The organism is Halorientalis brevis, assembly GCF_023077655.1.
The window spans coordinates 548,402-559,524 of sequence record NZ_JALLGV010000001.1 but is presented as its reverse complement, the minus strand read 5'-3'; the positions used below and the strand labels follow the sequence as shown (position 1 = coordinate 559,524).

The following is an 11,123-nucleotide window of genomic DNA, read 5'->3' as shown; positions in this document are numbered from 1 at the left end:
TGAAAGTGAGTCCCCTCACCTGTAATGTCGACAGAAATAATTTATATCTCGGTTATACTTTAGGGAGTATGTCCCCTCCACTTTCACGACGAAGATTTTTCATTGGAATTCCTCTGGTAGGACTGGGTCTTTCGGGCTGTCAACGACCGGATCAATCTAATAATAACACAAACCGTACTGTGTCTGAGACGCATAATACACCGACAATGACCCCGGTTCCACGTTCCAAGTTTTCATTCGACTGGAGTGCGGCCCTTCTTCACCGAGCGGACGAATCACACCCTGCTCGAATCAGACTCAAATTGGGCAATTCAGCCGATTTCCCAGTGGAGCTTGAGTTTGGGCCGACACCTCCGTTCTCGTCGGCATTGTCTGATAGCTCAGGGTCTTCCGATCAACTGTTCCTCTATCATCCAGAGATGGGGTCAAATACTCCGCCATCAACCCCGGTTGATGGCTGTTGGCAACTGGAATCTACCCGGGAAAGAATAAAGATTGACTCTATTGCCACACCGTCGAACCTTGGGCCAGGCGATGCTGTCAGTAACAAATACGATATCTACAATATGCCCGAGAACGGGGCGTGTTTCCCAGATGGGAAATACGTCTTCGAGAGTTGGGCGTTACTCCCCCAATCAGACTATCCGTATCTGAAGCTCCGGCTCGTAGTAACTATAGAACGAAACAAGCTAGAGTCAATATCGACAAAGGAACCGGTAATCGAGGGAAGGTAATTCAACAGCTGAATATCATAACTTCGGCTACCTAAACCCGGTCGACGTCGGGAGCGCTGGACAGCCGGCCGGGGGAACTGCTCGGTATGCACGCACAATGAGCACCGGGTCTGCTGCCCGCTCGGTCAGTGCAGGTGAGCTATTAAGCGGCAAGCATTCGCGCGAACAGCGAGGGACCGAAGGTCCCTCTGGAAGCCGGCCTATGGCCGGCGACGCAGTGAACGCGATTCCCTGAACGCGTGGCGAAGCCGAGCGTTCAGCCTTTTTAGCGTAGCTTTTTGCGGCGAGTGGTGCCCGCAGGCCGGAGGCCGAGGACACCCGAGCCGGAAAAAGGTACAGCGAGGGAATTTTGCTCCTGGGACGCTCACGGTGATGTGTGAAGGAGTACGAGCGCAAACAGCTCATCGAGCGCATCGATAAGGAGGGTGCGACGGTGGGCGCGGACATCCCGGAGTCCATCGACGTGCAGGGCGAGGAGATCGACCTCCGGGAGTTCGTCTTCGAGATCAAGCGACGCGACACCGTGCCGTCCGGCGAACGCGACCGCGTCGAACAGGCCAAGAAGAACCTCCGACGCGAGCGCCTGCAGCGCCGCCAGCGGATCGAGGACGGCGACATCACCTTTGCGGAAGGTGAGGAGGTCGCGACGGCGATCATCGGCATCGATCGCGCGCTGAACGCGCTGAACAATCTCGGTCCGACCGACCTGGAGCGCGAACAGCAGGCCCAGCAGGCCGCCGACCGCAAGCGCTGGATGAAGTTCCTCAAGAAGGCGCTCGGGAACGAGGACAGCGAGAAAGGCATCGGAACCGGCCGGGGTCGCTGACAGCGAGAGCCAGACAGATGACTGCACGCTATGTCCACCGCCGAACGGCGAGCACAGGTGTACCATGAGTCGTAACGAGGAGATCGCCGGCCTGCTCGAAGAGTTCGCCGACCTCCTCGAGGCCCAGGACGTCGAGTACAAACCCCGTGCCTACCGGCGGGCAGCGGAGAACATTCGTGGCTCCCCTGCGGACGTCGAAGGCCTCGCTATGGACGGCGAAGCCGCCGTCAAGGACGTCGAGGGCGTCGGCGACGCCATCGCCTCGAAGGTCGTCGAGTACGTCGAGACCGGCGAGATCGAGGAACTGGAAGAACTCCGAGCGGAGCTCCCCGTCGACATGGGCGCCCTGACCAGCGTCGAGGGCGTCGGTCCCAAGACCGTCGGAACGCTCTACTACGAGCTCGGCGTCGAGACGCTCGAAGACCTCGAGACGGCCGCACGAGCGGGCGAGATTCAGGAGGTCAAGGGATTCGGCCCCAAGACCGAACAGAACATCCTCGACAACATCGCGTTCGCCCGCCAGGCGCACGACCGGGAACTGCTCGGTGAAGCCCGTCCGTACGGCGACCGTGTCCGCGACTACCTGGCGGACGTGCCGGCGGCCGAGGAGGTCGAACTCGCCGGCTCGATCCGGCGCTGGCGGCCGACCATCGGCGACGTGGACGTGCTGGTCGGGACGAACGACGCCGAGGCCGTGATCGACGCGTTCACGGACTGGCCACAGGCCGATACGATCATCGAGGCCGGGACGAGCAAAGCCAGCCTCCGTGCCGACGGCTTTCAGGTCGACCTCCGCGTGGTCGTCCCCGAGGAGTTCGGGGCCGCCCTCCAGTATTTCACCGGGAGCAAGGATCACAACGTCACGTTGCGCAACCGCGCTATCGACCGCGATCTGAAGGTCAACGAGTACGGGGTGTTTGACGTGAGCGAGGTCGACGCGGACGACGACCAGCGAGCGGGTGAGCGCATCGCCGGCGAAACCGAGGAAGGAATGTACGACGCCGTCGGCCTCCCGTGGATTCCGCCCGAAATGCGCGAGGATCGCGGGGAGATCGACGCCGCTGCCGCCGGCGACCTGCCGGCCCTCGTCGAGGAGGACGACGTTCGCGGCGACCTCCACACCCACACGGAGTGGTCGGACGGCCAGAACACGATCCGGGAGATGGCCGCGGGCGCCGTCGAGAGAGGGTACGACTACCTCGCCGTGACGGACCACGCCACCGGTCCCGGGATGGTCGGCGGCGTGGGCCTCTCGGACGCGGAACTGTCCGACCAGATCGACGAGGTCCGCGCCGTGGACGAGGACGTCGAGATCGACCTGCTGGCGGGCGTCGAGGCAAACATCGGCGCGGACGGCTCGGTGTCGGTCGGCGACGACGTGCTCGAAGCGCTCGACGTGGTCGTCGCGTCGCCCCACGTCAGTCTGGACGGCGACGGCACGGACCGACTGGTGACCGCGATCGAACACCCCGAGGTGGACGTCATCGGGCATCCGACGGGACGGCTGCTGAACCAGCGGAGCGGGATCGACGTCGACGTCCAGCGGGTCGCCGAGGCTGCAGCAGACCACGGCGTCGCACTGGAAATCAACAGCGATCCGCGGCGACTGGACCTCGACGGCGGCGCCGTCAAAGTCGCCCTCGAAGCGGGTGCGACGATCGCCGTCGACACCGACGCCCACCAGCCGGGCACGCTCTCGTACGTCAGGTATGGGGTCCACACTGCTCGACGTGGCTGGGCAGCAGCTGACGACGTACTCAACGCGAGCGAAACGGCCGAACTCCGCGACTTCCTCGATTCGTGATGGGCCACGAGCAGACGGACGAGGCCGACACGCCGGTCCGAGCGACCGACCGACTCTTACTCGACGTGATGCTCGGGAAACTGGCGCGGTATCTGCGGATGTGCGGGTACGACGCCGCGTACGCGCTGGATCGGGACGAAGAGGCAGACGACCGCTTGCTGGCGATGGCCCGAAGTGAGGGGCGCACGCTGGTGACTCGCGACCGGGGACTGGCGAACAGGACCAGCGACTCAGTGCTGCTGACGGCGCGCGACGTCGACGATCAGTTGCGCGAACTCAGCGACGCCGGGTACCGTCTGGCACTCGCTGACCGGCCGGCGCGCTGTGGTCAGTGTAACGGGATCGTCGAACGCGTCGACGATTCGGAGGCGACGCCGGGGTACGCGCCAGACACCTCGGAGACCGCCGTCTGGCGCTGCGTCGACTGCGGGCAGTACTTCTGGAAAGGCAGTCACTGGGACGACGTCGGAGAGACCCTCAGGACGTTGTAAATTCCCCGGTCGTCACCACCGACGCTCCCGACGCGTTCTGTGACTCACGGGCCGTCCAGCGTGTGTTACTCGAACTCCGGTTCGCGGTCCTCGACGAACGCTGCCATCCCCTCTCGCTGGTCGTGAGTGCCGAAGAGACCGCTCCACAGGCGCTGTTCGTACTGGAGCCCGTCATCGAGGTTCATCCGCTGGGTCTGGTTGAGCGCTTCCTTCGCGGCCTGGAGGGCGAAGGCGGGTTTCTCGGCGAGGTCTTCGGCCATCTCCTGGACGAACGCGTCCAGTTGGTCGTGGGCGACCACGTCGCCGACGAGCCCGTACTGGTCGGCGTCCTGCGCGTCGATTCGCTCGGCGAAGAAGATGAGCCGGCGCGCGAGTTCGTCGCCGACCAGGCGGGCGAGTCGCTGGGTGCCGCCCCAGCCGGGGACGATGCCCAGGTCGACCTCCGTCTGGCCGATGACCGCCCGTTCGCTCGCGACCCGGAGGTCGGCCGCCAGCGCGAGTTCACAGCCGCCGCCGAACGCGTAGCCGTTGACCGCCGCGATGACCGGCGCGGGGAACGTCTCGACGCGGTCCATCACCTCGTGCCCGAGCCGGGCGTACTCCTGGGCCTCGGGTACGGTGAGGTCCTGCATGTGTTCGATGTCTGCCCCGGCGACGAACGCGTCGTCACCGGCTCCCGTTACGACGAGCACACGCGTGTCCCGCTCGGCGGCTTCGTCGAGTGCCTCGTCGAGTGCCACGAGTGTCTCCCGATTCAGGGCGTTCAGCCGGTCCGGACGGTCGACGGTGATCGTGGTGATACCCGCGTCGTGATCGAAGGAGACTGTGTCCCAGTCCATGTCGGTGACTGCGACGAGCGAGGGGATAAACGCTGGCCTGGGTGTCGGTACCCTCATGGGAGGTCCCGGTCGTCTCTGTCGGTGTTCCCCTGACGTGACCGCGGGGCCGACTGTCACCCCTGGTGAGATTCAGAACACCGAAATACGTGCTTGTTGTACCCCGGACCGATGACCCTCTCGGATGAGGCCCGTGAGCGGCTCGAGGACATCGTCGCTCTCCAGCCGACGAAAAACGCGGAGCTACAGGACCGGTGGGAACTCGACAGCGGGAGCGAGGTCCACCAGTACCTTGAATCGGAACTCAAGGAGTACTACTACCGCAACGAGAACAGCCTCATCTGCGCCACGGAGGAGGCTGCCGCGCTCGTCGGCGCGGAGACAGAAACCGAGGAGGGCAAGCGCATCGTCCGCCTGCCGGAACTCCAGGCGGCGATCCTCGACGCGATCGCCGGGCCGGACGACGACCCAGAAAGCGTCGTTTCCGTCCTCCACTCGCTGCAGGAGGCCGGTCTCGATCCCGACGTGGACGACGTTCGATCCGGTCTCCGGAGCCTCTCCGACAAGGGTCTCTGCGAGCGCGTCCAGCGCACCGTCCCGACGTTCCGTCTCGCCGTGTCGCGCGACGAGCTCGCCGTCGAGGAACTCGACTGAGTTACGCTACTTCTCCAGGCCAGGTCGCTCGCGGTGGCGCTGTCGGTCGAGCAATCGTTTGATCGCTTTTCCCGGCCCGCCCTCGATCGGCCAGCCGCGCTGTCGCCAGGTCGGCGGCTCGGGTTCCCACGCGGAACAGGACCCGGAACACTCGGCCGCAGTCGGATGACAGCCTTTCGCACCGCACCACGGGAGCACGTCACCGTCCGCCGTCGCGAGCTCGAAGTGACGGCAGTCCGGTCGCATGGTGTCGGCGTAGGCGCGCCACCCGCGCTCGTAGGCTCGCTCGGCGATTTCGAGTCGCTTGTCGGTTTTCCACTCCGGGTCTGCGTACTCGAAGCGGGCCGCGGAGGCGTCGTGGTCGCCGCCGGACGGCCGCTCGGTGATGCGCGTCCCGGGGTCCTCGACGGTGAGCGTCCGTGGATTCCACGCGACCTCGGCCGTCGACCGCTCTGCGTCGACGGTCAGGATGCCAGCCTCGACGGGGATGTCCTCCAGCAGTGCCGGTTCGACGGTCGAGCCAGTGGCAGTGGTGGCGACCCACACTTCGTCGGCGAGCGCGAGCGCCACGTCGCGTTCGAGTTGCGGCGCGAGGTTCCGTGCCGCGCTGGCGTCCAGGTCCGGTTTGTTCTCGATAGCGACGATCCGTTCGACCCAGTCCGGGTAGCGCCAGTTCCGGCGGAGTTCGATCCGGCCGTTAGCGCCGCGCCGCGTCTCGACGATGCCGCGGTCGCTCGCCCGGTGGACCGCTTCTCGAACGTATCGCCACGGGTACCCGGGATACGGGAGCGCGTCGCGGTACCACTCCCAGTCGGCGGGCGCGTACCGGACGACGTCGAGAAGGTCCGAATCCAGTGCGTCGGCGCCGAAGTTGGCGCGCTGCCGAAGCGCGTCACGGTCGGCTTCGATGACGATGGTGTCCCAGCGACGGCGCTTGACGCCGAGTTGGCGGGCCACGATCGCGGTGGTGTCCGCGTCGAGCGAGTCCGCCGGTGGCCACTCGCGCTCTGCCCACTGGCAGACCTGCAACTCGAAGGTGAACTCGCTTTCCGCCGGGGACGATCGAGTCACGTGTGGATCTGGAGTGCCCGGGTTGTAACGTTTTCCGGCGCGGTCGCTAGCGACCGCGGGCGGTCACGCCACGAGTCGACGGTCCGAGCGGCTAGAACTCGGTCTCCTCGTCGATGAACTCGTGGGCTCGCTCCAGGATGGCGCGCGGGCCGTCCTGCGTGACCGTGTTGATGGCTTGTTCGTAGTCGCGCCACTGCATGTCGCGGTGTTCGTTCGAGAGTTCCGCGCTCGCTTCGAACGACTTGGCGATGAACAGGTGGACTGTCTTGTGGATCGTGTTCCCGTTGGCTTCGAACACGTAGTCGTAGTCTTCACGGAAGCCGTCAATGAGCCGGAAATCGCTGATTCCGGCCTCCTCTTTCACTTCGCGGATGGCGGTCTGCTGCAGTTCCTCGTCGCCCTCGACGCCGCCCTTGGGAAACTCCCAATCGCCGGGTCGGCTCTTGAGCAGGAGGTACTCGCGTCGGCCACGCGTATCGCGAAAGAGGATGGCTCCCGCGCTCGTGGCCTCTATCATTATCCCAATCTATTCGCGGGTTACTTAAGAGAATGTCGGAGGCCACCGTGGGCCTGTAGTCGGCAAAAGAATCCTTTTTGCCGACGGGCGTTCTCGGTCGTGGTAGATGCCGTTCGTCACCAAGCTCACGCTCAAAAGCGGCGATCGCCACAGCCTCGACGACGTGGTCGACACGATCAAGGAGTCCGCCGCGCGCAAGGGCGTCGAACTGAAAGGGCCACACCCGCACCCGCCCGACGAGAAGAACGTTCCGCAGCTCAAGGGACTGGTCGACGAACACGCGCAGTTCGACTCCTGGAACTACACCGTCTACACTCGGACCATCGAGATCGTCGGCCACGACGAGTTCGCCCGCTCGGTCGCCGGCCGGGAGTTCCCCGACGGCGTCCACGTCTCCGCCGAGATCGAACAGCAGCGCCAGATGAACTGAGCTTCCGGGGCGAACCGTTACCTTCCTGCGCTCGCTTCCCTCTCCTATGACTCCCGAGACCGAGCGCCTCGTCTCTCTGCGCCGCGAGTTTCATCGCCGACCGGAGCCCGCCTGGCGCGAGTTCTGGACCACCGCGCGCATCGTCGAAGAACTCGACGCCATCGGCGTCGACGACCTGTTCGTCGGGCCCGACGTGCTGGACGCCGAGGCCCGTATGGGCACGCCCGACGCGGACGACCTCGAGGCCTGGATCGACCACGCCCGTGAGGCCGGCGCATCCGACGACCTCCTCGACCGTCTGGCCGGGGGGACAACTGGCGCCATCGCCGTCCTCGACGGTGAGGACCCGGAGGGCGGGCCGACGATCGCCCTTCGCGTCGACATCGACGGCCTGCCCAGAGCCGAGTCCGACGCCGGCGACCACGTGCCAGCAGCCGAAGGATTTCGCTCTGAAAACGACGGCGCGATGCACGCGTGCGGGCACGACGCCCACGCGACCATCGGGATCGGCGTCATCGAAGCCCTCAAAGAAAGGGGATTCACCGGTCAACTCAAAGTCCTGTTCCAGCCCGCCGAGGAGGTCGTCGGCGGTGCCGCGCCGATGGCCGAAAGTGGCCACATAGACGACGTGGACTACCTGCTCGCGGTGCACATCGGACTCGACCACCCCACTGGGGAGGTCGTCGCGGGAATCGAGGGGTTCCTCGCCGTGAGTCACTTCCGTGCGGAGTTCGCCGGCGAGCCGTCCCACGCCGGCGGCCACCCGGCACAGGGCCGCAACGCCGTCCAGGCCATGGCCGCTGCCGTCCAGAACCTCTACGCGATCCCCCGCCACGAGGCGGGTGCGACCCGCGTGAACGCCGGCGACGTCGGCGGCGGGACGGCCGCGAACATCGTTCCCGAAGACGCCTACATCGAAGGCGAGGTCCGCGGCGAGACGACGGCACTGATGGAGTACATGCGCGAGAAAGCCGACCGCGTGCTCCGAAACGCCGCCGAGATGCACGACTGTTCGGTCGAGATCGAGACGAAAGGCGAAGCGCCGAGCGCGACGAACGACGCAGCGCTGGTCGATCTCGTCGAGGCCGTGGCTGGCACCACCGACGGCGTCGAGTCCGTGCTTCGCCACGACGACCTCGGCGGGAGCGAGGACGCGACCTACCTCATGCGCCACGTCCAGGAACAGGGCGGGAAAGCCGCCTACGTCTGCGTCGGGACCGATCACCCCGGCGGCCACCACACGGCGACGTTCGACGTGGACGAGGCGTCGCTCCCGATCGGTGTCTCGGTGCTCGCTGACGCGATTCGGCAGGTCGGTGAGCACCGTCCCTGACGACGCATCACTGGCTGAATGCGGCGACCAAGCTTCTTCTCGCCGACCCGATCGACGGCGAACTGCGAGCCAGTCTCAGGCCGTCGGTGACGTCCAGTCCGCCAACGTGAAGGATTTGCTGTCGTCCGGGTCTTCCCAGACGACCTGTGCCGAGGCGTGCTTCAGCGAGAAGGCCTCGTCGTCGAGGCTCTTACTGTACTCGCTGTCGAGGCTCTTTGCGGACACGTTCACCGCCATCCCAGCGGAAACGTCGGAAACGGAGCCCTGCTGGAGATCGTTCCATCCCACCCTCGGGTCGACAACTCCGACGCCCCCGTCAGCTGGCTTCGGAGTCGAGACGTCACTCACGGCGATCGCGATGGTGTCCGCGTTCACCGTGTCGCCGCCGTTGTGCTCTATTTTCAACGTGTGATACGGTACCTCGTTGCCGCCGATCACGTCCGTGTCCGCAGTGTACTCGAACGTGATCGCTGCCTTCGGTGTACTCGTGTTGTCGCCCGCCAGCCCCAGGAAAAACGACCCTGCCGTCGCCGCGAGCAACACCGTAATCGCAACCATGAGGATGACGCCAACGACTGGCGACACCGCTGTATCGTCTGTGATGAGTTTCGTGATGTCCATCTTCCTTCCCCCAACGTACGACCGGGTCGGCGACCCCCGTCGCCCTCCCGACCTGCGTTGCTGCGATTGCAGCACTGGAGCCGCGTTCCCCGCCGTATGTCTACTACGATAACGCCTCTCTACGTCGGTAAGTTTTGAGCAGTGTCATCCCGGCCCTTTATCCACGTTACACGTCTCGACACGGGCGCAACTTTTAATACTGAAAACAGGAACCCGAGCGTTCTCTGGTGGATTTTCAGTACTTCGGCTCTGCACCAGTGGTTTCGTAGATCTGATCCATCAGGTCATCCCGCTGCGACTGCCAGGTCTCGAATCCAGCGGGGCTGTCCGGGTAGTCGCCGTAGTGGTCGAGCAACTCGTCGGCGAGTTGCTTCGTCTGATAGAGGTCGTAGATGGTCTTCCAGTGACCGAAGCTCTTGATCGCCGTTTTCAGTTTCAGGAACGGTCCGATCTCGGCCGACCCCGAGTAGAGCGCCTCGGAGATCTGCTCGGCCGGCATCGCGGACATCAGCGCCATCAGATCGTCGAGCTCGTAGGCCGTCGTGAAGATGTTGTAGACGTCGAGCGCGGCGTAGCGGCCGCCGAAGTGATCCATGATGCGGGTGTTGTAGTCCCAGACGGCTTCCTCGGTCACGGCGCCGTCGCTGAGCGCGTCGATCGCTTCTTCGGCGGCGTACTGCCCGGCGTAGGCCGCGCCAGCGATGCCCCCGCCAGTGGTCGGGTTGACGTGTGCGGCGGCGTCCCCGACGGCGATGTAGCCCGGTGCGACCGCCGAGTCGTAGGGCCGTCGGGTCGGCAGCGCCGCGCCGAGTTTGTCCTTGACCGTGGCGTTCTTGAACTCGGGTCGGTTCCGGATGTCCCGTTTGAGGTCCTCGACCAGTTCCATCGGCTCTTCGTTCATCTGGAAGCCCAGGCCGACGTTGATCTCCGTGGGCGTCCGCGGGAAGTACCAGAGATACCCCGCCGACCGCTGGGTCGGCTTGAACACGAGCGCGTCGGACCACTCGACCGGTTCGTCGACCTCGACGACTTCGCGGTACGCCGAGGAGAACTGGGAGTAGCTCACGTTCGTGTCGAAGGTCGCGTCTTCGAAGTCGACCTTGTCCTGGAGCAGCGACAGCGACCCGGCCCCGTCGATGACGACGTCTGCTTCGTAGGTCACCGGCTCGCCCTGTCTGACGGCCTCGATCCCGGTGACGCGACCGGTTTCGTCCTGGGTGACGTCCTTGACGACGGTGTCGTAGTGGAACTCGGTGCCGGCCTTCTCTGCGCCCTCGATGATGAGGCGACCGTACTTCCAGCGGTCGATGACGGCGAGTTCGCCCGGCACTGGGATGTCAAGGACGGCGTTCTCTGCCGGGATCTCGAAGCGACCGTGGTCCACGTCCGTGTTCGTGAACGCCGGCTCGATCTGCGATTTCGGGATGCTTTTCGGGAAGTTGGATGCACCTTTCAGCGCGTCGCCGCATGCGATGTGCCCTGCCTCCGCTTCCGGTTTCCGTTCGACGATGACGACGTCGAGGCCCTCGTTGGCGATGGTGGCCGCGGCGTAACACCCCGAGGTCCCAGCGCCCACGACGACGACGTCGTACGTGCGGGTCCCGCCGCCGGCAGTCGGCGTGCCAGCGTCGGTCTCCTGTGTAGCCATGTCGAGTTCTGGTAACCCCATGGAGAAAACTCTTTATTTGCCTGGTCGCCCCCGAACGCGTGCCCGTTACGGCCGGCTGTTCACGGAAGAACGGCGACGGACCCGGTGATCGCAGTCGATATTCTGTCGCAGTTTATAGGTCAAATCGGGAATAAAGA

General features: G+C 64.8%; 12 protein-coding genes. 7 read left to right on the top strand and 5 right to left on the bottom strand.

All coding sequences use genetic code 11. The features are described 5' to 3' along the window. Positions 1-326 precede the first annotated feature (326 nt). The 4 genes from MU553_RS02920 to MU553_RS02905 all read left to right on the top strand — a co-directional run bounded on the left by MU553_RS02920 (position 327) and on the right by MU553_RS02905 (position 3,855). Positions 327-734: a hypothetical protein gene (locus MU553_RS02920; protein WP_247375285.1), complete on the top strand. Its 408-nt coding sequence runs from the start codon at positions 327-329 to the stop codon at positions 732-734. A gap of 376 nt (positions 735-1,110) precedes the next feature. Then, entirely contained in the window at positions 1,111-1,560 is a 450-nt protein-coding gene (locus tag MU553_RS02915) for a DUF5788 family protein (RefSeq protein ID WP_247375281.1), read from the top strand. 64 nt (positions 1,561-1,624) lie between these two features. Beyond that, positions 1,625-3,364: a DNA polymerase/3'-5' exonuclease PolX gene (gene polX, locus MU553_RS02910; RefSeq protein ID WP_247375279.1), complete on the top strand. Its 1,740-nt coding sequence runs from the start codon at positions 1,625-1,627 to the stop codon at positions 3,362-3,364. Continuing rightward, entirely contained in the window at positions 3,364-3,855 is a 492-nt protein-coding gene (locus MU553_RS02905; protein ID WP_247375276.1) for a Mut7-C RNAse domain-containing protein, read from the top strand. Before polX ends, MU553_RS02905 begins: the two co-directional genes overlap by 1 nt. 65 nt (positions 3,856-3,920) lie before the next feature. Here MU553_RS02905 and MU553_RS02900 read toward each other — a convergent pair whose 3' ends face one another. Next, on the bottom strand, positions 3,921-4,694 hold the full coding sequence (locus MU553_RS02900) for an enoyl-CoA hydratase/isomerase family protein (RefSeq protein ID WP_247375272.1): 774 nt from the start codon (positions 4,692-4,694) through the stop codon (positions 3,921-3,923). A gap of 168 nt (positions 4,695-4,862) precedes the next feature. Between MU553_RS02900 and MU553_RS02895 the strand changes: the two genes are divergently transcribed. Beyond that, positions 4,863-5,345, top strand: coding sequence for a DUF5797 family protein (locus MU553_RS02895; RefSeq protein ID WP_247375257.1), 483 nt, complete (start codon positions 4,863-4,865; stop codon positions 5,343-5,345). A 6-nt stretch (positions 5,346-5,351) separates the two neighbouring features. On the opposite strand, the gene MU553_RS02890 is transcribed toward MU553_RS02895, so the two are convergent. Both MU553_RS02890 and MU553_RS02885 read right to left on the bottom strand, forming a co-directional pair. Then, on the bottom strand, positions 5,352-6,416 hold the full coding sequence (locus tag MU553_RS02890; RefSeq protein ID WP_247375253.1) for a DUF5787 family protein: 1,065 nt from the start codon (positions 6,414-6,416) through the stop codon (positions 5,352-5,354). 91 nt (positions 6,417-6,507) lie between these two features. Continuing rightward, positions 6,508-6,933: a bis(5'-nucleosyl)-tetraphosphatase gene (locus MU553_RS02885; RefSeq protein ID WP_247375251.1), complete on the bottom strand. Its 426-nt coding sequence runs from the start codon at positions 6,931-6,933 to the stop codon at positions 6,508-6,510. A gap of 106 nt (positions 6,934-7,039) precedes the next feature. On the opposite strand from MU553_RS02885, the gene MU553_RS02880 reads away from it, so the two are divergent. Together MU553_RS02880 and MU553_RS02875 are read left to right on the top strand one after the other, a co-directional pair. Next, positions 7,040-7,363 (top strand): uS10/mL48 family ribosomal protein, encoded by a 324-nt coding sequence (locus tag MU553_RS02880; protein WP_247375248.1) that lies wholly within the window; start codon positions 7,040-7,042, stop codon positions 7,361-7,363. Between the two features lie 46 nt (positions 7,364-7,409). Then, positions 7,410-8,696 (top strand): amidohydrolase, encoded by a 1,287-nt coding sequence (locus MU553_RS02875; protein ID WP_247375245.1) that lies wholly within the window; start codon positions 7,410-7,412, stop codon positions 8,694-8,696. Positions 8,697-8,771: 75 nt separating this feature from the next. Here the strand turns inward: MU553_RS02875 and MU553_RS02870 are convergent, their stop codons facing one another. Together MU553_RS02870 and MU553_RS02865 are read right to left on the bottom strand one after the other, a co-directional pair. After that, positions 8,772-9,317 carry a type IV pilin domain-containing protein gene (locus tag MU553_RS02870; RefSeq protein ID WP_247375243.1) on the bottom strand — a complete coding sequence of 182 codons (546 nt, stop codon included), beginning with the start codon at positions 9,315-9,317 and terminating at the stop codon, positions 8,772-8,774. A gap of 235 nt (positions 9,318-9,552) precedes the next feature. Beyond that, on the bottom strand, positions 9,553-10,965 hold the full coding sequence (locus MU553_RS02865) for a geranylgeranyl reductase family protein (protein WP_247375240.1): 1,413 nt from the start codon (positions 10,963-10,965) through the stop codon (positions 9,553-9,555). Positions 10,966-11,123 lie beyond the last annotated feature (158 nt).

Excerpts from the sequence above, each read along its gene's own strand:
- polX (WP_247375279.1), top strand. The coding sequence starts at position 1,625 with ATGAGTCGTAACGAGGAGATCGCCGGCCTGCTCGAAGAGTTCGCCGAC.
- MU553_RS02905 (WP_247375276.1), top strand. The coding sequence starts at position 3,364 with ATGGGCCACGAGCAGACGGACGAGGCCGACACGCCGGTCCGAGCGACC.
- MU553_RS02900 (WP_247375272.1), bottom strand. The coding sequence starts at position 4,694 with ATGGACTGGGACACAGTCTCCTTCGATCACGACGCGGGTATCACCACG.
- MU553_RS02895 (WP_247375257.1), top strand. The coding sequence starts at position 4,863 with ATGACCCTCTCGGATGAGGCCCGTGAGCGGCTCGAGGACATCGTCGCT.
- MU553_RS02885 (WP_247375251.1), bottom strand. The coding sequence starts at position 6,933 with ATGATAGAGGCCACGAGCGCGGGAGCCATCCTCTTTCGCGATACGCGT.
- MU553_RS02880 (WP_247375248.1), top strand. The coding sequence starts at position 7,040 with ATGCCGTTCGTCACCAAGCTCACGCTCAAAAGCGGCGATCGCCACAGC.
- MU553_RS02875 (WP_247375245.1), top strand. The coding sequence starts at position 7,410 with ATGACTCCCGAGACCGAGCGCCTCGTCTCTCTGCGCCGCGAGTTTCAT.
- MU553_RS02870 (WP_247375243.1), bottom strand. The coding sequence starts at position 9,317 with ATGGACATCACGAAACTCATCACAGACGATACAGCGGTGTCGCCAGTC.
- MU553_RS02865 (WP_247375240.1), bottom strand. The coding sequence starts at position 10,965 with ATGGCTACACAGGAGACCGACGCTGGCACGCCGACTGCCGGCGGCGGG.